15 protein-coding genes are annotated in these 22603 nt (G+C 71.7%); 5 read left to right on the plus strand and 10 right to left on the minus strand.

Annotated features, from left to right (window positions below):
- Positions 1-11: 11 nt before the first annotated feature.
- Positions 12-365, plus strand: a complete 354-nt coding sequence (locus OO60_RS23200; protein WP_004562862.1) for a hypothetical protein — start codon at positions 12-14, stop codon at positions 363-365.
- Between the two features lie 252 nt (positions 366-617).
- Here OO60_RS23200 and OO60_RS23205 read toward each other — a convergent pair whose 3' ends face one another.
- A complete protein-coding gene (locus OO60_RS23205) occupies positions 618-773 on the minus strand; it encodes a hypothetical protein (RefSeq protein ID WP_004562860.1) in 156 nt (51 codons plus the stop codon).
- Between the two features lie 74 nt (positions 774-847).
- Positions 848-1438 carry an SEFIR domain-containing protein gene (locus OO60_RS23210; protein WP_004562858.1) on the minus strand — a complete coding sequence of 197 codons (591 nt, stop codon included), beginning with the start codon at positions 1436-1438 and terminating at the stop codon, positions 848-850.
- Positions 1439-1634: 196 nt separating this feature from the next.
- Between OO60_RS23210 and OO60_RS23215 the strand changes: the two genes are divergently transcribed.
- Both OO60_RS23215 and OO60_RS23220 read left to right on the plus strand, forming a co-directional pair.
- Positions 1635-5894: an nSTAND1 domain-containing NTPase gene (locus tag OO60_RS23215; protein WP_051767743.1), complete on the plus strand. Its 4260-nt coding sequence runs from the start codon at positions 1635-1637 to the stop codon at positions 5892-5894.
- A gap of 38 nt (positions 5895-5932) precedes the next feature.
- Positions 5933-6499: a TetR/AcrR family transcriptional regulator gene (locus OO60_RS23220; RefSeq protein ID WP_244885566.1), complete on the plus strand. Its 567-nt coding sequence runs from the start codon at positions 5933-5935 to the stop codon at positions 6497-6499.
- On the opposite strand, the gene OO60_RS23225 is transcribed toward OO60_RS23220, so the two are convergent.
- Positions 6496-6930, minus strand: coding sequence for a hypothetical protein (locus OO60_RS23225; RefSeq protein ID WP_003091409.1), 435 nt, complete (start codon positions 6928-6930; stop codon positions 6496-6498). The genes OO60_RS23220 and OO60_RS23225 overlap by 4 nt on opposite strands.
- Positions 6931-7150: 220 nt before the next feature.
- On the opposite strand from OO60_RS23225, the gene OO60_RS23230 reads away from it, so the two are divergent.
- The gene (locus OO60_RS23230; RefSeq protein ID WP_205624201.1) at positions 7151-10027 is read left to right on the plus strand and encodes a glycoside hydrolase family 9 protein; all 2877 of its coding nucleotides are present in this window, start codon (positions 7151-7153) and stop codon (positions 10025-10027) included.
- Between the two features lie 148 nt (positions 10028-10175).
- On the opposite strand, the gene OO60_RS23235 is transcribed toward OO60_RS23230, so the two are convergent.
- Entirely contained in the window at positions 10176-11519 is a 1344-nt protein-coding gene (locus tag OO60_RS23235) for a glycoside hydrolase family 6 protein (RefSeq protein WP_003091414.1), read from the minus strand.
- Between the two features lie 468 nt (positions 11520-11987).
- Here OO60_RS23235 and OO60_RS23240 point away from each other — a divergent pair, with 468 nt between their 5' ends.
- Entirely contained in the window at positions 11988-13817 is a 1830-nt protein-coding gene (locus OO60_RS23240; RefSeq protein ID WP_003091416.1) for an RICIN domain-containing protein, read from the plus strand.
- Positions 13818-13865: 48 nt separating this feature from the next.
- Here OO60_RS23240 and OO60_RS23245 read toward each other — a convergent pair whose 3' ends face one another.
- From OO60_RS23245 to OO60_RS23270, 6 genes are all read right to left on the minus strand, one after another.
- The gene (locus tag OO60_RS23245; protein ID WP_003091418.1) at positions 13866-14759 is read right to left on the minus strand and encodes a LacI family DNA-binding transcriptional regulator; all 894 of its coding nucleotides are present in this window, start codon (positions 14757-14759) and stop codon (positions 13866-13868) included.
- A 206-nt stretch (positions 14760-14965) separates the two neighbouring features.
- Positions 14966-16570 (minus strand): glycoside hydrolase family 27 protein, encoded by a 1605-nt coding sequence (locus tag OO60_RS23250; protein ID WP_003091420.1) that lies wholly within the window; start codon positions 16568-16570, stop codon positions 14966-14968.
- A gap of 128 nt (positions 16571-16698) precedes the next feature.
- Positions 16699-17853, minus strand: coding sequence for a GH12 family glycosyl hydrolase domain-containing protein (locus OO60_RS23255; RefSeq protein WP_003091422.1), 1155 nt, complete (start codon positions 17851-17853; stop codon positions 16699-16701).
- A gap of 201 nt (positions 17854-18054) precedes the next feature.
- Positions 18055-19140, minus strand: a complete 1086-nt coding sequence (locus OO60_RS23260) for a ricin-type beta-trefoil lectin domain protein (protein WP_033262084.1) — start codon at positions 19138-19140, stop codon at positions 18055-18057.
- Between the two features lie 11 nt (positions 19141-19151).
- Complete coding sequence (locus OO60_RS23265) at positions 19152-21125, minus strand: alpha-L-fucosidase (protein ID WP_003091424.1); 1974 nt, start codon at positions 21123-21125, stop codon at positions 19152-19154.
- A gap of 13 nt (positions 21126-21138) precedes the next feature.
- Complete coding sequence (locus OO60_RS23270) at positions 21139-22596, minus strand: arabinofuranosidase catalytic domain-containing protein (protein WP_003091427.1); 1458 nt, start codon at positions 22594-22596, stop codon at positions 21139-21141.
- Positions 22597-22603: the final 7 nt, after the last annotated feature.

Consider the following 22603-nt stretch of genomic DNA (forward strand, 5'->3'; position numbering starts at 1 on the left):
TAGGAGAACTCATGCTGAAGAAGGTTGGTTTCGTCACGGCGGCCATGGCGGCCGGTGCTTTCCTCGCCGGTGGCGTCGCGGCCGCCGGGACGCCGGACGGCCACGACCACCACCACGGCGGTCACACCGGCCAGCTCGGCCTGCTGAACCTGAACAACACCGACGTGCTGCACAACGTCAACGCCACGCTCGGCCTGTGCGGCAACGACATCAACGTGCTCGGCGTCCAGGTGCCGATCCACGACTCGCTCAACGGCATCGGCGTGCCGATCCTGTCGCCGGGCGAGCACTCGGCCGAGGGCGAGTCCCCGTACAACTGCGCGTCGAGCGGCCTCGCCGACGGCGGCACGGACCAGGGCCACTGAGCCTCCGCGCTGCGGCTGCCCGTTGTGTGTGCGGAAGCCGGCCGGGGCGCGGGATCCGGCGCCACGCGGACGTCGTGAGGCGTGCCCGGAACAGGGAGCGAGCTGCACACTCCGGTTCCGTGTCCCAGGCACGCAGCGACGCAGTGTGACGCCGGCACGGGTGGGACCGGCCACCGGACATCGCAAGTGGACCGGTCCCACCCGGCGCTGAAATCGCCGCACCGCCTTCGACGGTGCGGCGATTTTGCGTTTTCAGCGTCTCGGGGTGGTGCCCACCTCGAGCACGATGTCGAGCAGGGCGGCCTGGTGCGCGGCCCCGGCCCGGGTGTAGCCGGGCGACGCGGCCACAGCCCGGCGGAGGTCGTCGGGGTCGGCGGTGCCGGTGTCGAACCCGGCCACGCGGGTCACGTCGATCGGTCCTCGGCACTGGGTTTCCACGTGAAGGGTTCTCCTGCGGTCGGGCGTGCGGTCCGGATGTCTTGTTATCGCGCCGTTACCGGGGTCGTGTTACCGGTTTCGTGTCCCTCGGTCAGGTGAGAACCGGATTCCCGTGGCGGCAGGGCGATCAGGGGACCCAGCGGCGGCGCCGGGTAGGGCGGCTGGCCGGTGATCACCCGCAGCAGGTCTTCGGCCGCCGCGGGCGTCAGGTCGTCGACCTGGTAGTGATCGGCGGTCCGGCCCTGGAGGAAGAGCGGGATGTCCGCCCAGGTGCTGCCGGGCAGCACGACCGGGAGCAGCTTGCGCGTCCAGTTCGGGCGGTCCCGCTGCAGGAGCTCCCGCAGCAGGGCCATCTCGGCCTGCCCGCCCATGTTGTCCAGCGGCGGTCCCTGCCCGTCGCCGACGGTCCGGCACCGCGGCGACGCGATGACGACCACGAAGGCGGCCCGCGGGATGAGGTCGAGGGCCCACCGGTACCAGTCCTGCCGGCCGCCGGTCGACCAGCGGTCGAGCCGGGCGTCGATCCCGCAGGCGCGGAGGAACGCGGCGAACCGCATGACCGCGTCCTTGTGGTGCGCGGATTCGTGCAGGTACGCCACGAACACCACGGGCCGTGTCTCGTGATCCTCGCTCATGTCGCCGCCTTCCTGGGCTGGGTGCTCGATGACGGCGGCGACGGTGCCCGGACCAGGGGGAACGCGAGCGGGAACGCGAAGGGGAAAAAACCGGGAAACCGTGCGGTGTACCCGATCGGGGGATTCGATTCACCGGATCGGTGCGTTCTCCGCGGGCCGGCCCGGAAGACCGGGGAACCGGCCGTCAGTAGGGGACATGGACCAGACCTCCATCCGGATCTTCGGCGAGCTCGAAGTCGTCGACGCGGCGGGCGTGCCGCTCCGGCTGCGGCCGATGCCGCTGGCGGTGCTCGCCGCCCTGGTGTTCCTGCACCCGAAGCCGGCCTCGGCCGCGGACCTCGCGGAGTGGCTGTGGGAGACAACGCCGCTCAGCAATCCCCTGGCCAAGCACCTCCGGGTCGTCCGCGAGACCCTCGAAACGCACTTCCCCGGCGGCGCCGTGCGCGTGACCCCCGGCAAGCACCGCCTGGAGATCGACCGCAGCCGCGTCGACTACTTCCGGTTCGAAGACCGGGTCGCGGCCGCCCGTGCGGCGATCGGCCGCGCCGACTACGAGCAGGCCCACCGCGACCTGGGCGCGGCCCTCGCGGAGGTGCGCGGGCGGCCGCTGGCGAACCTGTCCGGTGCGGCGGAGAACGGCAAGCTGTACCGGTTCCGGAACACGCTCGAAGGCCAGTGGCGGGAAGCGTGCCTCCGGCACGTCGAGTGCCTGCTGGAACTCGGCCGGTACGCCGCGGCGTACACCGAGACCGAACGGCACCTGGCCGAGTGGCCGCACGAGGAAAAGCTGCTCGGCCTGCACGCCACGGCGATGTCCGGCCACCGCGGCCCGGCCGCCGTGGCGGCGTTCCGCGCGCGGCTGCGGGACGGCGAACTGCTCAGCGACCGGCTGGACGCGCACCTTGACGCCGTGCTCGCGGTGACCCCGGACGTCCGGGTGCCGGGCTGGCCGTCCGGCGAGGCCGAACTCCCGCCCGGCACCTGTCCCTATCCCGGCCTGGCCGCGTTCGACCGCAGCCTGGCCCGCTACTTCTTCGGCCGGACCGAGCTGGTCGGAAAGCTGCTGGACAAACTGAAGCAGCGGACGGCCGCGCCGGACATCGTGATCGTCACCGCGATCTCCGGGGCCGGGAAGTCGTCGCTCCTGCAGGCCGGGCTGCTGCCCGCGCTCGACCGCGACGCGCTGGCCGAGCGGGGGCACCGGGCGCGGTACGTGCTCTTCCGGCCGACCGCGGACCCCTGCGGTGTGCTCCGCGCCGAACTGGCCGGGCTGGAGGCCGGCCCGGGGCGGCTCGTGGTCGTGGTCGACCAGTTCGAGGAGACCTTCACCCAGTGCACGGACGAGCAGGAGCGGAACGCGTTCATCCGCGCACTGGCCGAGCTGGCGGCCGGGGACGACCGGCCGCCGGCGCTGGTGGTCCTCGGCGTGCGGATCGACTTCTTCGACCGGTGCGCGGAACACCAGGAACTGGCTTCGGCGTTGAGCAACCCCTTCCTGGTCAACGCCATGACACCGGCAGAACTGCGTGAAGCGATCGAAGAGCCGGCCAAGAAGGCCGGGCTCGCGTGGGAACCGGGGCTGGTCGACGTCCTCCTCAAGGAGTTCGGCATCGACGGGGCCACGACGTCGAAGGCCGCCTACTCCGCCGGTCAGCTGCCCCTGCTGTCCCACACCCTGCAGGCGATCTGCGACCTGCGCACCGGCACCACCCTGACCCGGAAGGAGTACGACGGCGTCCGGGGCGTCCGCGGCGCGATCCGGACCACGGCCGAGCGTGCCCTGCTGGACCTCGGCGCGGCGGAGGAAGCCGTGATGAAGCGGCTGCTGCTCCGGCTGGTCCGGGTCGGCGAGGGCGCCGAGCACACCCGCCAGCGGGTCGACCTCGCCGACCTGCGCGACCAACCCACCCGGGCCGCGCTCGACCGGCTGGCGGCGAACCGCCTGGTCACGGTGACCGGGAAGACCGCCGAGATCACCCACGAAGCCCTGCTGCGCGAATGGCCGGTCCTGCAGGAGTGGATCCGGGAAAGCGAAGTCCGCCTGTTCGCGCGCCAGCAGCTGATCGAGGCGGCGACCGCGTGGCGCCGCGACGGCCGGCACCCCGGCGACCTGTACCGGAACCCGAAACTGGCGGGCGTGCGCGAGTGGGCGGGCCCCGGCGCGGCCGAGGCGGACCTGCCGGCCCACGCGGCCGAATTCCTCGAGCGGTCCATCGCGCGCGAAGACGAGGTGCGGGCCGCGGAACGCCGCCGGAGCCGGCGCCGCCAGCAGCTGGTCGCCGCCTTGGTGACGGTCGGCGTCCTCGTGGTGTGCTTCGCGGGTTACAGCCTGGTCGCGTGGTCGCGCTCGGTCCGGCAGCACACGAACCAGATCGCCGACCAGGCAGCGGACACGGCACTCAACGAACTGCGCGCCAGCGACACCCTCCTCGGCGCGCAGCTGGCGCTGGCCGCGTACCGCCTCTCGCCGACGACCGCCGCACGCAGCAGCCTGCTCAGTGCGTTCCAGGTGCCCTACGGGGTGACGCTGCCCGGGCACACCGGCTCGGTGAACGCGGTGGCGTACGGCCGGAACGGCACGCTGCTGGCGACGGCCGGCGACGACCACGAGATCCTGCTGTGGGACACGTCCGCACCGCGGTACCCGGTCCGGAAGGCCCGGCTGCCCGGCCACACCGACGCGGTGAACGCGATCGCGTTCAGCCCGGACGGCCGGCTGCTGGCCAGTTCGGGTGCCGAGCGCGACATCCTCCTGTGGGACGTCGGTGATCCCGCGCGGCCGGTGCTGCTCACCCGGTTGCCCGGGCACACCGGCGCCGTGGTCTCCCTGCAGTTCGGCCGGGACGGCCACACCCTCGCCTCGGGCAGCCGGGACCGGACGGTCCGGCTGTGGGACGTCACCCCCGCGCACCCGCGCGAGCTGTCGCGGACCGACCTGGCCACCGGCGTCCGGTCGGTGGCCCTCGGCCCGGACGCCCGCACGCTGGCCGCGGCCGGCGACGACGGCGGCATCCGCCTGCTGGACGTGTCCGCTCCCGGCCACCCCGGAGCACCGGCCGTCGTCCCCGCCCACACCGCGGCGGTCGAGGCGGTCGCGTTCAGCCCGGACGGGCGGACGCTCGCCAGCGTCGGGGACGACTCGGACGTCAAGCTCTGGGACGCCGGTGCGCCGGGGCAACTCCGCGTGCTCACGGCGTTCGGCTTCCTCGGGCAGTGGATGACCGCCGTGGCGTTCAGCCCGGACGGCCGGACGCTCGCGTTCGGCGGCTTCGACCGCGCGGTCACCGTCATGGACGTCTCCGATCCGGCGCACACCGGGCCCACCCGCACCCTGGCCGGGGTCGACGGGCCCGTCCGTTCCGTGGCCTTCGGCCCGGGTGGCGGCTCGGTCGCGGTCACGAGTTCCGGCGGCAGCAGCAAGGTGGCCGAACTCGCCGGCCCGGGCCTGCGGCACGGCGGGCCCGTCGGCATCGAAGACGTCGCGGTCAGCGCCGACGGCGCCGTCCTGGCGACCGCCGGGTCCGACTCGGTCGTCAAGCTCTGGGAGCTCGGCCGGCCGGGGCCGCCCGTGGAACTCCGGGAGCACCGGGCGGGCGTCCTCGCCGTGACGTTCAGCGGCCAGGGGCGGCTGCTGGCCACGGCGAGCGACGACGGGACCGTGCAGCTCTGGGACCTGCGCGAGCCGCGCGCTCCCCGGCGGCTCGGCACCATCACGGCACCCGGCACCCTCAAGGCGGTGGCGTTCAGCCCCGGCGACCGGACGCTCGCCGTCGCCGGCAGCGACGGACTGGTCCGCCTGTGGGACATCGGTGATCCGCGTGCGCCGCAGCGGACCGCCGAACTCGCCGGCCACAGCGGCGAAGTGGACACGCTGAGCTTCAGCACCGACGGGAAGACCCTGGCCAGCGGCGGTCTCGACGCGACCGTGCGGCTCTGGGACGTGAGCAGCCCGCACGCGGCCAAGCTCCGTTTCACGCTCACCGGCCACCACGACTACGTGTGGGCCGTGGCGTTCAGCCCGGACGGCCGGCTGCTGGCGACCGGCAGCGCCGACAACGACGTCCTGCTGTGGGACGTAGGACGGCCCGCCGAAGTGCCGAAGCGGCTCTCGGAGCTGACGCACCCGGCCCCGGTCAACTCGATCGCGTTCGACCCGGCGGGCGGGCGCCTGGTCACCGCGGACGAAGACCACCTCGTCCGGTTGTGGGACGTCACCCAGCCGGGCGAGCCGCAGCTGGTGAGCAACCTCTACGGGCACGGCGACCGCGTCACGTCCGTCGCGTTCGCGCGGGACGGCCACACGGTCGCTTCGGGCAGCCGGGACGGAACCGCGCTGCGGTGGGAAACCGATCCCGGCCTGGTGGCCCGGCGGGTCTGCGCGGAAACGGCCGGGGTGGACGCCCGGCCGGTGTGGGACCGGTACTTCGGAGGCGATCCCTACCGCCTCGATTGCTGACCCCGGGGCTGAGCCGGGGTGTCTCGTAGGATGCGACAGTGAGCCATTCGACGGACCCGCGGGCGGCGCGGAGCCGGGCGGCGATGCTCGCCGCGGCGCGGCGCCTGCTGGCCGACGAGGGGCTCGACGCCGTCACGCACCGGCGGGTGGCGCTGGCGGCCGGCGTCGGGCGGGCGACCGTCTACCGGCACTGGGCGCGCGCCGACCAGCTGCTGCTCGACGCCATGGGCGGCGCTGACCTGCCGCTGTTCCGCGATCCGGCGGCGCCGGTGCGGCCGTGGCTGATCCGCCAGCTGCGGCGGATGGCCGACGAGCTCGCCGTCCCGGCCGTCGCCGCGGTGGCGCTCACGCTGGCGCAGTCGGCGCTGGCCGACCCGGTGGCGGCGGCGCGGCAGGACGAGTCCGTCGGCACGATCACCGACCGCATCCACACCGCGGTCCGGCTGGCCGTGGCCGCGGGGGAACTCGAAACCGGCGCCGAGCCCGCGGACCTGTGCGCCCAGCTGGTCGGGCCGCTGGTCTACCGGGCGGCGATGCAGCGGCAGCCCGCCTCCGATGCGTTCATCGCCCGGCTCGTCGACGGCATCGGGGCCTGGCGGGGTTAGCTCGCCGCGATGGCCGTGACGGCGAACCCGAAGTGGGCGGCCATCATGCCGACGCGGAACCAGTCGGTGCGCACCAGCCGGGCGATCGCCGCGCCGTCGGCGGTTTCGCGGATGTGCAGCTGGATCGGCAGCTGGACCACCGCGAACGACAGCCAGGACGCGCCCAGCGCGGCCAAGCCGGCCCACAACGGCCACGACGGAATGGCCTCCGGTGCGGCCGCGAGCATGACGACCACCAGCGCCGTCAACAGCGTTTTCGGGACCACGTAGACGATCCCGCTGCCGTGGCCCTGGCTCGTCTGGACCCGGCGGAACTCCCCGGGGCCGACGGCCGCCCAGCCGGAAAACACGGCGAAATGCTCCATCAGGCAGCCCGCCAGGCAGTACGCGGACAGCATTCCGTAGCCGAGCAACCAGGACGCAGTGGACAACGGGGATCTCCTCGATGCGATTCTGTGAGACTGCTGTCTCGGAGAATGGCACGGGCGGACGCGGTGAGTCAATTGTCTCGCGCCACGCCTGGACCGCGGACCGGTGCCGCCGGGGAGCAGGCTCGCCGGGAGGCGATTGCCAAACGCCTGCCCGGATGATTAAAGTCCCGCTCTGGGAGCGCTCCCACGCACGTCTGGCTCGACGACGAGGAGATGGCGAATGCGGGCAAGAAGATTCCGGACCGGCTTGGTGTTGCTGGTGGCAGCGGCGCTCGGGGTGACGGCGGGCTCCGTGCCCGCGTCCGCCGCGGACTACGAGCGGCTGCTCAACGGCACCTTCGCCGGGGGCACCATCGACCCGTGGTGGGCCGGGGCCGGGACCACCGGCCGGGTCACCGGCGGCGAGTTCTGCACCGACGTCGCCGGCGGGACGGCCAACGGCTACGACGCGCTGGTCGGCCAGAACGGTGTCCCCTACGAGACCGGCCGGCCGTACACCCTGACGTTCGACGCGCACGCGACGACCACCCAGCAGATCTCCGCCGTCGCGGGCGAGGCCGTCTCGCCCTACCGGCAGATCTCGCGCACCGACCTGACGGTGACTCCGGCGACCCAGCACTTCACCGTCACCTTCACGTCCACTTTGGACTTCCCGAACGCGGGCAACGGGCAGCTGGCCTTCTGGTTCGGCGGCCAGGCCGCCGCCAACACGATCTGCCTGGACAACATCTCGCTGATCGGCGGCGTCATCCCGCCCGGCGGCCTGCCGCCCACCAGCGGCATCCGGGTGAACCAGGAAAGCTACCCCCTCGGCCTGCCCAAGCGCGCCACCGTGATCAGCGACTCGGCCACGCCGCTGACGTGGACGCTGAAGAACTCCGCCGGCACCGCGGTCGCCACCGGACAGACCCGGCCCCGCGGCGCGGACGCCCCCTCCGGCGAAAACGTGCACGAGATCGACTTCTCCGCCTACGACACGGCCGGCACCGGCTACACGCTGACCGTCGGCTCGGAAACCAGCTTCCCGTTCGACATCTCGGCGGACGGCCTGAAAAAGCTCCGCTACGACTCGCTGGCGTTCTTCTACCACCAGCGCAGCGGGATCGCGATCGGCGCCCAGTACGTCGGAGCCACCTACGCGCGCCCGGCCGGGCACGTCAACGTGGCGCCGAACCAGGGTGACAACACCGTGCCCTGCCGCTCGGACCTGAACTGCGGCTACACCCTGGACGTGCGCGGCGGCTGGTACGACGCCGGTGACCACGGCAAGTACGTCGTCAACGGCGGGATCGCCGCGTGGGAGCTGCTCGACGAGTACGAGCGCGCGCTGCGCGTCGGCGACGCGAGCGCGCTGGGCGACGGCAAGCTGGCGATCCCGGAGCAGGCCAACGGCGTGCCCGACATCCTGGACGAAGCCCGCTGGGAGGTCGACTTCCTGCTCGAGATGCAGGTGCCGGACGGCAAGCCGGACGCGGGCATGGTGCACCACAAGATCCACGACGCGCAGTGGACCGCCCTGCCCACCCGGCCCGACCAGGACAGCCAGCCCCGCCGGCTCTCCCCGCCGAGCACGGCGGCCACGCTGAACATGGCGGCGGTCGCGGCGCAGGCGGCACGGCTGTGGAAGACCATCGACCCGGCCTACTCGGCGAAACTGCTCGCTGCCGCCGAGAAGGCGTACGCCGCGGCGAAGGCGAATCCGGACAAGCTCGCCGATCCGAACGACGGCACCGGCGGCGGCACGTACAGCGACAACAACGTCAGCGACGAGTTCTACTGGGCGGCGGCGGAGTTGTTCGCGACGACCGCGAAGAGCGCCTACCGCGCCGACGTCACCGGATCCCCGCTCTACCGCGGCGCGAGCTTCACCACCCACGGCTTCGACTGGGGCTCGACGGGTGCGCTCGGGGACATCACGCTCGCCCTGGTGCCCACCGATCTGCCCGCCGCGGACGTCGCGGCGATCAAGTCGGCGATCACCACGACCGCCGACAGCCACCTGACCCAGATGGCGGCCATGGGTTATCCGGCGCCGTACCGGACGGCGGACGGCACGTACGAATGGGGTTCCAACGGCCTGGTGGCCAACAACGGGGTGGTGCTCGCCCTCGCGTACGACTTCACCAAGCAGGCCAAGTACCGCGACGGCGCGTTCCAGGCCATGGACTACCTGCTGGGCCGCAACCCCGCGAACTACTCGTACGTCTCCGGCCACGGTGACCAGGCCGTGCAGAACGTGCACCACCGGTTCTGGGCGCACGAGCTGGACGCGTCGCTGCCGGCCGCCCCGCCCGGCGCGCTGTCCGGCGGGCCCAACAGCGGCCTGCAGGACCCGACCGCGGCCCGGTTGCTGACCGGCTGCGCGCCCCAGCGCTGCTTCGTCGACGACATCCAGGCGTACTCGGTCAACGAGGTCGCGATCAACTGGAACTCGGCGCTGGCGTGGCTGGCGAACTGGACGGCGGAGAAGTCCCCGTCGCCGGGGGACACCACCGCACCCACCGCGGCGGGCAAGCCGGCCGTTTTCGCGGTGTCCGCCACCGGCGCCACGGTGACCTGGGCGGCGGCCGCGGACCCGGAGAGCGGCGTCAAGAACTACGACGTCGTCAGCGTGTCCGGCACGACCCGCAAGGTGCTCGCCACCGTCACCGGGACGGCCACGACGGTGACCGGCCTTGCTCCCTCGACCGCGTACACCCTGGTCGTGGTGGCCCGCAACGGCGCCGGCCTCACCGGCCCGGATTCGGCGGCCACGCAGTTCACCACGCTGCCGGGCACCCCGGCAGGCGGCTGCGCGGTGACGTACACGGCGAACACGTGGAGCGGCGGCTTCACGGCCTCGATCACCGTGACCAACACGGGGACCACGACCTGGCCGGCGTGGACGCTGAAGTTCCCGTTCCCCGGCAGCCAGAAGGTGACCCAGGGCTGGTCGGCGACGTGGACGCAGTCGGGCGCGGACGTCACGGCCACGTCCATGCCGTGGAACGCGTCGGTGGCGCCGGGCAGATCCGTTTCGATCGGGTTCAACGGCAGCTACACGGGCAGCAATCCGGCGCCGTCGGCCTTCGCCGTGAACGGTAAGGCGTGCGGGTGACGGCCGGACGGGTGGTTCGCCGAGCGGACCACCCGTCCATGAGCTAGCGTCATGCAGTGCGGGCAGGCGCGCCTCCTCCCCCTCGGCGCGTCTGCCCGCACTCTGCCGTCCACGAGGTCCGATGTGGACCGCGCCGCGACCGGGAAACTCAGCCGCAGGAGGCGCCGTTCAAGGTCGGGGACTGGAACGGTGGGGTGCCGCCGCTGTAGTTCGCGTTGTAGCCCAGCGTTGCCGTCGCCCCCGTGCCCAGGCTGCCGTTCCACGAGGTGTTCTCCACCTTGACCGTGTCGCCCGTGTCGGTCCACGTCCCGTTCCAGCCCTGCGTCACCGTCACGCCCGGCGCCGAGAACGTCAGGGTCCACTGCGTGATCGGTGCGCCGCCGTTCTGGATGACGATTTCACCCGTGTAGCCGGTCGGCCAGGAGCTGACCACCCGGTGGGTGACCTTGCACGTGCCCGGCACCGGCGTGGTCGTCGTGGTCGTCGGCGTGACGCTCGTGGTCGGTGTCGTGGGCGTGGTCGGGGTGGTCGGCGTGGTGGTCTGGACGGGGCCGGCCGCGACGGCGAGGTCGTACGCCCGCTGCGGGACGAACTGGCCGGCGGTGGCGATGCAGCCGTCCGCCTCGCCCGGCGGCTTCACCCACAGGAACGCGGCGATCCGGCTGTCACCGGTCTGGTCGGTGCTCGGCGTGCCGATGGCCCGGCCGGCCGGGTCGCACCACTCGCTGCCCTGCGGGCCGTTGCCGTTGCGGCTCGTGTCGACGACCGCCTTCAGCCGCGAGTCGCCCAGCTGGCCGAGGACCGCCTTGTCGTAGGCCACTTCGTCGCCGGTCGCGCGGTAGTTGGACACGTTGGTGGAGATGCCGTCGGCGCTGTTCGAGATGTCGGCCGACCGCAGCCGCGTCGCGGCGTCGCCCGCCGAGAGCCACGCCGAGTGCCCGATGTCGAAATACACCTTCGCCTGGGACGAACCGGCTTTCAGCTTCTTCCCGGCGTACGCGATCGAGGCCGTCGTCTGGCTCTGCTGGTCGCCGCTCTGGCAGTTCGTCATGAGCGCCAGCACGTCCGGTTCGAGCACGATCGCCGCCGGGCGGCCCGCCAGGCCCGCCGCCACCTGGTCGATCCACGCCCGGTACGCGTCGTGGGACGGCGCGCCGCCGCCGCTCGCGCCGCCGCAGTCGCGGTTGGGGATGTCGTAGACGACCATGATCGGGATCTTCCCCGCGGCGGCCGCGGCGCCGACGTAGCCGTCGACCTCGCTCCGGACCGTGGACGTGTTCGTCGTGGTGAACCACCTGGCCTGCGGGACCGAGGCGATCCGGTCGCGGATGACCGCGGTCCGCGAGTCACCGGGGTTCGCCGCGACCCACTTGGCCGCGTTGGTGCCCGGGTCGACGTAGAACGCCGAATCGGCCGCCTGCGCGGTGCCGGCCCACGTGGTGATGACGACGACCCCGCTCGCGGCGAAGGCGGCGATCACGCCGGCCGCCATTGCCCTGCTTCGCATGTAAGTTTCTCCTTCGACCGACTGCTGGCGTCTGGTGCTCACGTCGGTGGTCACCCGGGTGCCCACGTCCGCGGTCGGCGACCGGGCGGGGGTGCGCGGCCCGGAGCTGGGCCGATCCGCCGTCCGCAGCGGGCCCCGCCGCAGCGGGGATCTCGTCGCGTCGTCGCCGATCGAGATGGCTGGGAGCGCTCCCAGTGATCCGGAACTGTAGCCGGGAAAACGCGATCGGAAAAGGGGTCGTTCGATCTCTTCGAATTTCGGTGAATTCGTCGAACCGATTCGACCTCGGCGCGGCCGGCGGGGCCAGGGGGAGAAGCGGTCTCCGCCGGGCGGAGCTGGGCGGATCCGGTTCGACATTCGTTCTTCCCTTGTAGGAACGAGAACGGGCGCGTACCTTCTTGCGTGGTCGAACCGGTTCGATGCCCTTGTCCCCCTGCCCCGAAGGAGTCGCACGTGTACAGCACGATCGAGCGACGACGTCCCCGCCGCGGCCTGGCCGCCCTGGTGGTGAGCCTGGCCATCGCCGGGGGCCTCGCCGGTCCCGCCCAGGCCGCCGACGAAGCCATCTCCGTCGACTTCGCCGTCGCTGGTGGCTCGCCCACCTACCGCGCCTCCGGCTGGATCTACGGCATGACCGAGAACGCCGCGGCCCCGGCGGACCACTTCTACCGCGACGTGAAGTTCCAGGCCATGCGCGCGGGCGGCGCGCAGCTCGACAGCCCCGGCGGCTGGGTCGCCGGGAAGTACGACCGGCGGTGGAACGCCACCCGCGCCCAGCTGCTGCGCACGCGCACCCTCGGCGGCCAGTTCGTCCTGCTGGTGCACGACCTCTGGGGCGCCGACGGCGCGTCGATCTCCCGCTTCCCCGGCGACAACGGCGACTGGACCGACTACGACAACTTCCTCACCCGGCTGATCTCCGACGTGCGGGCCACCGGCGCGCCGGTGGAGTGGGACCTGTGGAACGAACCCAACATCTCGATCTTCTGGAACCGGTCGCAGGCGCAGTACTTCGAGATGTGGCGACGCGGCTACCAGCGCATCCGCGCGGCGTTCCCCGGCCAGCTGATCGTCGGCCCGAGCTGCGCGTGCGTCCCCTCGGGCGGCGGCTGGTGGACGCAGTACCTCGACTTCGTCAAGTCCGCCAACGCGGTCCCGGACATCGTCAGCTGGCATTCGCTGCCGGGCGACCCGGTGGCCAACGTCGCCGCGGCCAACGCCAGTCTCGACCCGCGCGGCATCCCGCACCCGCGTCCGTACCAGATCAACGAATACGGCGCGTCGAACGAGCAGAACCCGGGCGACGGCGCCTGGTACATCGCCCGCCTCGAGCGGGCGGGCGCCGACGGGCTGCGCGCCAACTGGGCGAGCGGGGCGAACCTGCACAACGACCTCGCCAACCTGCTGGTGCGCAATTCCGCGGGGCAGCACCAGCCCAAGGGCGAGTGGTGGGTCTACCGCTTCTACGCCTCGCAGACCGGCCAGATCGCGTCCGTGACACCCACCGCGGCGTACGACGCCTTCGCGACGAAGGCGGCCGGAACCGCGAAGGTCCTCGTCGGCGGCGGGAGCTCGACCGGCACCCTGGCGGTCACCCTGCGCGGCCTGGACACCACCAGCGGAATCGTCCAGGGCAACCAGGTCCGGGTGCTCGTCCAGCGCATCCCCTACAACGGCGGCGGCGCGGTCCAGGGGCCGGTGACCGTGCAGAACTCCGTGGTGAACGTGTCCGGCAACGCCGTGACGGTGAACGTCCCGCACACCAACGCCGACGAGACGGCCACCATCACCCTGCTGCCACCCGCGGACAGCAGTTTCCAGACCGTCGCCGTCGCCCAGCACTCCCAGCAGTGCCTCGACAACACGAACCTGGTGACCACCGACGGGAACCGGCAGCAGCAGTTCTCCTGCGAGGGCGGCGACCAGCAGCTGTGGACCTTCCGCCCGGCGGCGGGCGCCGCGGACACCTACACGGTGGTCAACCAGCAGACGGGCAAGTGCCTCGCCGTGGACGGCGCCTCGACGGCCGACGGCGCGGCGGTCGTGCAGCAGACCTGCACCGACGGCACGGCGAGCCAGCAGTTCACGCTGCGGAAGGTCACCTACGGCGGCAACGACCCCCGCGACTACCAGCTCGCCGCCCGCCACTGCGGCAAGTGCGTGGACGTGTCGGGGGTTTCGACGACCGCGGGCGCGTCGGTCATCCAGTGGACGTGCAAGCCGGTGAACCAGAGCAGCCCGCTCAACCAGACCTGGCGGCTGTGGGGGAAGGCGCCGGCCTGACCGGGGGAGGGAGGGACGGGAACCGGGCCCCCGCCGCCCGGTTCCCGGTCACCCGCGGGGCGGGGGCGCGGTGCTGGTGCGGGCGGCGAGTTCCGGGGCCAGCAACCGGATTCCGGGCGGCGTGACCCCGTCCAGCTGCCCGATGACCGTCTCCACCGCCAGCGCGCCGATCTCCCGGGCCGGGATCGGCACGGTGGTCAGCTCCACCGGGTGGTGCGCGGCCAGGCTCTGCGGGCACACCGCCACCAGCGAGATGTCCTCGGGCACCCGCAGGCCCCGCCGGGCCAGGCCCGACAGCACCGAGGGCAACGCCGTTTCGTTGTGCACGACCAGCCCGGTGACGTCCGGGTGGCGGCCGAACAGCGCGTCCAGGCCGCGCAGCGTGCGCCAGTGGGTGTTGCCCCACGCCAGCGTCGTCGAACGGACGCCGCGGCGGGCTGCTTCGGCCGTGAAGCCCCGCGCGAGCCGGGTGGCGGAGCTCGTGCCGCGCCGGTAGGCCGCGGGCGGGGAGCCGATCAGGGCGACGTGCCGGTGGCCGAGGTTCGCGAGGTGGCCGAGGCAGAGCGCGCCCGCCGCGGCGAAGTCCAGGTCCAGGCAGCCGAGGCCGCGCGGCCGGTCCGGCACGCCGATCAGCACCGCCGGGCGGCCCAGGCCGTGCAGCACCGCCACCCGGGGGTCCGCCGCTTCGACGTCCATCAGCACGACGCCGTCGGCGACCGACGACGACACCGCATGGCGCAGCGCGGCCGGGCCGTCTTCCGCGGTGACCAGCAGCAGGGCGTGGTCGCGGGCGCCGGCCGCGGCGATCGCCGCGGTCACGAACTCCTGCACGACGACGTCGTGGGCGCCGGCGCGTAGCGGGACGACCAGGGCGAGGACGTTCGTCCGGGTCCCGGCCGCCGGCCGGATCCCGGTGCGCCGATGGTGACCGCGCTTGCGCATGGTGTTCCCGACTACCCCCAGAAGACGGCGACCCGGCCGTGTCGTCGAACCGCATCGACAACACTCGAAGCTAGATGACGCTCCCGCGATGCGCAAGGTCGTTGCACGTCAGAACGGCACGAACGGGAGCGTGTCACCCGCGGGAAAACGCCAAGCGGCCGGCCGATGATCGAAACGATTCGATCATCGGCCGGCCGGTCCGCACGTCACACCGAGGGCACCGTCCACTGCTGGTTCGCCTGGCCGTTGCAGGCCCACAGGACCAGCTTCGTGCCGTTCGCCGTGCCCTGGCCGCTCGCGTCCAGGCAGAGGCCGGACTGCACGCCGGTGAGCGTGCCGTTCGCGTTCGCCGTCCACTGCTGGTTGGCCTGGCCGTTGCAGGTCCAGACGACCACCGCGGTCCCGTTCGCCGTGCCCTGGCCGGACGCGTCGAGGCACTGGGACCCGGACACCGTCAGCTGCCGGGACGCCGTGTGCGTCCAAGTCTGGCTCGAGCGGCTCTGGCAGTCCTGCAGCAGCACCTGGGTGCCGTTGGCCGCGCTCCCGGCGTCGGCGCAGCGGCCGGACTGCTTGCCGGTGATCGGGCCGCCGCCCGGTGGCGTGCCGTCGCTGCCGGTGACCGTGAGCAGGACCGCCTCCCCGGCCGGGACCGACGTCGCGTAGCTGCCGGTGAAACTCCCGCGGTCGGCGCCGGCCCACACGTCACGGACGGTGGCCGCGCCGGTCAGGCCGAGCGACGCCCACCGGGCGGTGATCGTCGCGGCCGAGCCGGTGCGGTTGAGCAGCACGACGGCCCGGCGGCCGGTACCGGACAGCTCCTTCGAGTACACCTGCAGGCCCGAGGCGTCCTCGGCGACCTTCGTGCCCTGCCGCCCGAGCGCGTCCTGGTCGATCGCGATCATTTCGCGGTTCGTCAGCGCCGCGCGGGTGGCGGCGCTCATGTCGCTGGGCTTGTTGCCCGCGATCAGCGGGGCACCCGACACCGCCCACAGGCTCAGATGCGTCCGGTTCTGCGCGTCGGAGAAGCCGGACAGGCCGGCCACGAGCATGTCGGGATCGTTGTAGTGGCCGGGACTCTGCGCGCTCGGGTGCTGCGCGGAGTCGAAGTTGGCCAGCACGCGGGACATCGCCGGCTTCTCGCCCCAGTAGATGATGTCGTTGCTGGTCCGCCAGAGGTTGGCGATGGACGGCGCCCAGTTCCACGGCTGGTTCCCGCCCCATTCGCAGACGGAGAACGTCATCGGGCGCCCGGTCTGGGCGGTGGCCCGCGAGATGGAGTCGCTGATCTGGGTGTAGGCCGTGCGGGCGTTGAGCCCTTCGGCGTTGCCGCCGCACCAGTCGACCTTCACGTAGTCGAAGCCCCAGCGCGAGAACTGGAGGAAGTCCTGGTCGTAGTGGCCTTCGGCGCCGGTACCGGGGTAGGCCGGGTGCCCGGTGGGGTAGTAGTAGCCGCAGCCGTTGCGGCCGGCGTCGGTGTAGATGCCCGCCTTCAGGCCCTTGCTGTGGATGTAGGCGGTGATGGCGGCCATTCCGCCCGGCCACTTCGCGGTGTCGACGGTCATGTTGCCGCCCGAGTCGCGGCTGCCGGTCCACCAGCCGTCGTCGATGTTGACGTACTCGTAGCCGGCGTCCTTCATGCCGGAACTGACGAGCGCGTCCGCCTGCTGCTCGATGACGGTGTGGTCGATCGCCCCGGCGAAGGAGTTCCAGGAGTTCCACCCCATGGGCGGCTTGGTGATCGGCGCCGCCGCGGCGCCCGACGGCGTCGCGGAAACGACCGAGGCGGCGGCCAGTCCGATGAGGACGGCCAAGATCCTCCACAGAGGACGGTGGTGTGCGTGCGACAACGGAACCCCCATCAACATCGACGGTGAGCCGGGCTGCGGCCGGAATGTGAACGCTAACACAGGGCCGCGGCCCGGCCTGAAAGTTTCACGGATCAGCGCAGGGACCAGATCTGGTTGGCCTGGGTGCCGCAGTCCCAGAGCTGGATGCGGGTGCCGTTCGCGGTGCCCTGCCCGCTGGCGTCCAGGCAGCGCCCGGACTGCGGGTTGCTGATGGTGCCGTTGCCGTTCACCTGCCAGTTCTGGCCGCCCGAACCGTTGCAGCCCCACAGCCGCACCGGGCTGCCGTTGGCGGTCGAGCTGTTCGCGTCCAGGCACTTGCCGGTGGCCGGGTTGGTGAACGTGCTGCCGGAGCGCGTCCACTTCTGGTTGTTCCCGCCGTGGCAGTCCCACAGCTCGACGGCCGTGCCGTCGGCGGTGCCGTTCGCCTCGATGTCCAGGCAGCGCCCGCTGCCCTGGCCCACGATGGTCTGGCCGGTGCCGCCGTTGTTGCTGCCCGCGGTGACGTCGGCGGAGAAGGAGTTGACCGCGAGGCCGACCCCGCCGCTCCACGGTTCGAAGCCCGCCTGGATGCTGGTCAGGTACCACGAGGTGTCGACCCGGGTGCGGGCGTCGACGTCCTTGAGGAAGTCCAGCACGTTGAACGACCAGCTCGAGATGGCCGAGGTGGCGACGTAGGAGACCACGTCGTTGCCGCCGTTGTTGCCCTGCCAGACGTCCCAGCTGCGGCCGCCGATCGACGTGCTGCCGACCCGGCTGCCGACCGGCTGGACGCCGCCGGTGTGGTTCAGCCAGATCATCAGCTCCATCTGGTTGACCCCGGTCGTCTTCGCGGTCGGGTCCATCCAGATGTCGTAGGAGGCGTCGAAGACCGAATTGCCCACGTAGTTGTAGGAGATCGACGACGGCACGCTGCCGATCTGGCTCAGCTGCTTCGGCAGGTTCGTGCCCGGCGAGCAGTTCCCGTAGTGGCAGCCGACGTAGATCGCCGGGTAGGACAGGGGCGCGCCACCGGAGGTCGAGCCCTGCTGGGTCTGGATCCGGAACCCGTTGCCGGTGACGTTGATGCACTGCTGCGCGCTGCTGCCCCAGCGGTTGTTCATCACGACGTACTTGCCGCCCACCGTGGTCGTCCCGTACTGGTCGCAGATCAGGGTGTCGGCGTGGGCGGCGGGCGCCGCGGCGACGGCCGGTGCGACGAGCCCGGCCACGGCCAGCGCGGCCGCGGACAGGGCATGCTTCAGCTTCATTGCTGTCTCCACTTCGTTCCGGCTCCTGGGAGCGCTCTCAGACGGAGCGCCACCGATGTAACCACGCCGGAGCGCGGAACGAAAGAGGCAGCGGGTCGTGAGTGGTAAGGCGAGTTCTAACTCGCCTTACCACTCACGACAACCCGGGCCGCACCCAACCCGGGCGTCCATCCACAATGGACTGTTGCGCTCATGCCCGGTTCAGCGCAGGGTCCACTGCTGGTTGGCCTGGCCGTTGCAGTCCCACAGGACGAGCTTGGTGCCGTTGGCGGTGCCCTGGCCGGTCGCGTCGACGCAGCGGCCGGACGACGTCCCGGTGATCGTGCCGTTCGCGTTGACCGTCCACTGCTGGTTGGTCCCGCCGTGGCAGTCCCACACGATCACCGCCGTGCCGTTCGCCGTGCCCGCCCCGGACGCGTCCAGGCACTTCGAGCCGGCGACCGACAGCTGCGCGCCGGTCCGGGTCCACGCCTGGCCGGTCCCGCTGCCGCAGTCCTGCAGCTGCACCTGCGTCCCGTTCGCCGCGCTCCCGGCGTCCGCGCACCGGCCCGACTGCGTGCCGACGACCTGCTTGGCCTGCGACGTCCCGGGACTGCCGATGCTCCCGGGGACCGCCTGCAGCGCCGCGTACCAGGTCGCGGCCATCTTGTCGTAGCCGGTGGCCGTCGGGTGGACGCCGTCGATCAGGTCGGCCGTGGTCAGCGCGGCGTGCTGGTCGACCAGGTGCACGTGCTTGCCCGCGCTCTGCTTGCTCTGCACGATCCCGGGCACCGCGGCGTTGAACGTCCGCGCCGCCGCCTCCTGGCCGGAGTTGGCGATCGGGATGATCGTCGCGACGAAGACCTCGGCGTCCGGTGCCGTCGCCGTGATGTGGTCGATCAGGCCCGACAGGCGGCTGGGCGCCTGGCCGACGTTGTAGTTCTGCAGCACGTCGTTCGTGCCGATGTGCAGCAGGACCGTGTGCGGGGTGGTGGCGCGCAGCCAGGCGACGATGTTCGCGTCGATCTGGTCGATCCGCCAGCCCGGGTGGCCCTCGTGGTCGTGGTCGCCGAGGGTGGCCGGGCCGTTGGACTGCGAGCCGACGAAGTCCACCTGGTAGCCGCCGGACGTGACGCGCTGCCAGAGCCCGATCCGGTACCCGCCGGGCACCTGGGTGCCGTCGGTGATCGAGTCGCCCAGCGGCATGACCCGCACCCCGCCGTTGGATTCCGCGGCCGCCGTGCCCGGCAGGAGGGCCCCGGCGACCAGGGCCGCGGCGGCCGCGAGCCACCGCAGTCGTGATGTCATCGTTTCTCCCTTCAGACGCCGGTGATCGTCCACTGGTTGTTGGTGCTGCTGTTGGGTGCCCACAACCCCGCTTCCGAACCGGCGGCCGTGCGGCCCATGCCGTCCAGTGCGGTGCCGGTGCCCCGGTTGACGATCTGGTACCGGCCGTTGCCCAGGCTCGTCAGCCGCCACTGCTGGTTGGTGCTGCCGTTCGACGTCGCTTCCAGGCAGGCGGCGCCGTTCGCGGAATTGCCGCCGCTGTCGGCGACCAGCCCGTTGGTGCGGTTGACGAGCCGGTAGTAGCCGCCGCCCGCGTCGGCCAGCTGCCACTGCAGGTTCGTGCTGCCGTCCCAGTTCCACTGCTTGAGGTGCGACCCCGAAGCGACGCTCCCGCCGCCGTCCAGCACCAGCCCGGAGCTCACGTTGGCGATCCGCGCCCAGCCGGTCGGCAGGGGACCGGAACCCGGCGTGGGGATCGGACCCGAGAACGTCAGCTTCACCACGTACGCCAGAGCGTCGAACGGCGGATTCGACGAAGGCATCGTGATGTGCAGCCCGGAGCCGTCCTGGCTGCGGGTGGGCAGGTTCGTGACGCCGCCCGCGGCCGGGCCGAGCAGCTGCACCGACGTCAGGGTGGCCAGGTTGATCCGGTTCGAGCCGAGCGTCGTGATGGTGAACGTGCTGCCCGGCCAGCCCAGCACGGTCGCGTACAGCACGGTGTTGTCCTTGCTGCGGGTGAACCGGATGTCGGTCTTGGTGCCTTCGACCGGCGTGGTGAACGAGCCGCCGCCCATCTTCGTCGGCCCCTCGCCGTACACCGACCACGCGCGGGTGGCGTAGATCGACTCGCCGAACCGCTTCAGGTGGTCGCCGATGCCGAGCAGGATCGAGCGCTGCCCCGAGGGGATGGTGCCGTCGGCCATCGGGGCGATGTTCAGCAGCATGTTGCCGTTCTTGCTGACCCGGTCGATCAGCGAGTGCAGCATGGCCTTGACCGAGTAGTAGCCGATGCCCACCGTGTAGCACCAGCTGGAGCTGGAGATGCTGTCGTCGGTGAGCCAGTACGGGTTCAGGATGTCGCCCGGGCCGCCGCGTTCGAAGTCGAAGACCTCGCCGCGGGTGTTGAACCCGTCCTTGTAGGAGGCGACGACGTCCTTGTTCCACGCGACGGCCTGGTTGTAGTAGTGCGAGAGGAAGTTCAGCCGCTGGCTTTCGTCCACCAGGTTCAAGTCGAAGTCCTGGTAGACGAGGTCGGGCTGGTAGCCGTCGACGACTTCGCGGAGCTTGTCGTACCACAGCTGGTTCTCCGCGGTCCGGCCGTTCTGGCCGAACAGCCGCCGCAGCGACTCGGTCGGCTGGTTCGGCACGTGGTCGTAGTAGCCGTTGAAGTGGTAGGCGTGGTGCAGCGCCGTCACGAGCTTGAGGCCCTTGCCGCGGATCGCGTCCGCGTGCAGCCGCAGCAGGTCCAGCTGCGGGCCGGTGCGGACCGAGTTCCACTCGTTGGCGGTGCTGTTCCACATCGAGTAGCCGTCGTGGTGCTCGGCGACCGGCCCGGCGAACTTCGCGCCGGCGTCGGCGAACAGCTGCGCCCACTCGGCCGGGTCGAAGTTGCCGCCCGCCGACTTGAGCTTCGGGGCGAACTGGACCCAGTTGCCCGCCTTGTCGCGGGCGCCGTTGATGAAGTTCTGGTACGGCCAGGCCGACGGATCGCCGTAGACGGCCTTGTGGTGGTTGTTCTCGTTGGACCCGCCGACGTACATGTTGCGCGGGTACCACTCGTTGCCGAACGCGGGAACGCTGAACACGCCCCAGTGGTAGTAGATGCCGAACTTGGCATCCTGGAACCATTCCGGGGCCGGCGGGTGCTGGTCGACCGACGACCAGCTCGGGGTGTAGCTGCCGGGTCCTTCCGTGGCCCACACGGTCCGGACGCGGAACACACTGGCGGTGACGGCGACGCCGGTCACCGCGAGCAGCTTGCGGCGCGATAGCTCGAACGAAGACATGCCGGGAAACCTCTCAGCCGAAGGTCCACTTCTGGTTGTTCGCGGCGGTGCACGTGGCCAGCTGGACCAGGGTGCCGTTCGCGGTCCCGGAGCCGGTGACGTCGAGACACAGTCCGGATTGGACACCGGTGACGGTGCCGTTGCTCTGCACCGTCCACTGCTGGTTGTTCTGGCCGTTGCAGTTCCAGATGATGACCTTGGTGCCGGGGGTGGTGCCCTTCCCGCTGGCGTCGAGGCAGCGGGTGCCGTCGTAGACGGTCAGCTCGCCGGCACCGGACCGGGTCCACGTCTGGTTGGTGCCGCCGTTGCAGTCCCAGACCTGGACCTGGGTGCCGGGCGTGGTGCTGACGCCGCTGACGTCGAGGCACTTGTTCGCGCCGACCGCGTGCACCGCGCCGGTGTTCGACGGGCCACCGGTGCCGTACCCGGCGGCGGCCAGGCTGGCCTGCACCGCGTTCTCCGTGGCATCGGTCGGGAAGCCGCTGGTCACCGCGCCCTCGAAGAACTCGCCGACGCCGGAGACGCTGTTGTCGCCACCGGTGCCCAGCAGGATCGACGGCTCCAGCTTCATCGGCGAGTAGCCCCGCGGCAGCCCGCCGGAGTACGGGGTGGTGAGGCCGCCGGTGGTGGCGTCGCCGTACTTGAGGGTGAAGTTGCTGGTGCCGTTGTTCTTCAGCCACGCGCTGACGAACGGGTGGTGCACCCCCGGGTTGTTCGGGTCCTTGTTGGACCCGGTGCCGGTGTGGTACATCCCGTTCTCGAGGTCGGCTTCCACCCACGGGCCGGTGCCGGTGCACCCGTTGAACCAGCAGGCGGTGCCCCAGTAGATGGCGTTCATGGTGGCGTTGCCGGTGTCGTTGTGGGAGATTTCGCCGCTGCCGTAGTCGAAGCAGCACCACTGGTTGACGTAGTTCGACGAGGTGATCATGTAGATCCCCTCCGGCTGCGCACCCACCGGGACGTTCTTGGCGTTGTCGACCCGGTAGCCGACACCCTGGGTGACCTTGATCCCGTACGCGGGGTGCCCGCCGACGGTCACGGGCAGTGCCATCGCGTCCGCGCCGATGTCGGAGCCGTTCGGGCCGGGGCCCTTCCAGAACCCGCCCCAGGAGATCGGCAGGTCGTTGTGGTTGGCCGTCTGGTCGTAGATCTTCGTGACCGTGCACTTGGTCCCGGCGCAGAACGACACCTGCGGTGCGGAGTCGGCGACCCCGCCGGCGGCGAGCAGCCCGATGTCGAGGAAGTGCTGGTCGGATGCCCGTTGGAGCTGGTACAGCGGGCCGGCGTAGGCGCCGAAGAGCGCCCGGGTGGTGCTGTGCGCGGTGACGCACGGGGTGCCGCCGGCGGCGTAGATGTCGCACGCCTGCTGCGCGGCCGCCTGGGCGGCCGGGCCGAGCCCGAGCAGCGTGCCGGCGACGAGCGGGATCGCCGCCACCGCGGTCAGCAGTTTTCTTCTCAGCGTCGATTTCATGGCCGAA

The organism is Amycolatopsis vancoresmycina (genome assembly GCF_000716785.1).
GTDB classification, from domain to species: Bacteria; Actinomycetota; Actinomycetes; order Mycobacteriales; family Pseudonocardiaceae; genus Amycolatopsis; species Amycolatopsis vancoresmycina.

Bases quoted from the DNA above. Each gene is read 5' to 3' on its own strand.
- OO60_RS23270 (WP_003091427.1), bottom strand. From the start codon at position 22,596: ATGAAATCGACGCTGAGAAGAAAACTGCTGACCGCGGTGGCGGCGATC.
- OO60_RS23200 (WP_004562862.1), top strand. From the start codon at position 12: ATGCTGAAGAAGGTTGGTTTCGTCACGGCGGCCATGGCGGCCGGTGCT.
- OO60_RS23265 (WP_003091424.1), bottom strand. From the start codon at position 21,125: ATGTCTTCGTTCGAGCTATCGCGCCGCAAGCTGCTCGCGGTGACCGGC.
- OO60_RS23210 (WP_004562858.1), bottom strand. From the start codon at position 1,438: ATGAGCGAGGATCACGAGACACGGCCCGTGGTGTTCGTGGCGTACCTG.
- OO60_RS23245 (WP_003091418.1), bottom strand. From the start codon at position 14,759: ATGCGCAAGCGCGGTCACCATCGGCGCACCGGGATCCGGCCGGCGGCC.
- OO60_RS23215 (WP_051767743.1), top strand. From the start codon at position 1,635: ATGGACCAGACCTCCATCCGGATCTTCGGCGAGCTCGAAGTCGTCGAC.
- OO60_RS23230 (WP_205624201.1), top strand. From the start codon at position 7,151: ATGCGGGCAAGAAGATTCCGGACCGGCTTGGTGTTGCTGGTGGCAGCG.
- OO60_RS23235 (WP_003091414.1), bottom strand. From the start codon at position 11,519: ATGGCGGCCGGCGTGATCGCCGCCTTCGCCGCGAGCGGGGTCGTCGTC.
- OO60_RS23260 (WP_033262084.1), bottom strand. From the start codon at position 19,140: ATGACATCACGACTGCGGTGGCTCGCGGCCGCCGCGGCCCTGGTCGCC.
- OO60_RS23255 (WP_003091422.1), bottom strand. From the start codon at position 17,853: ATGAAGCTGAAGCATGCCCTGTCCGCGGCCGCGCTGGCCGTGGCCGGG.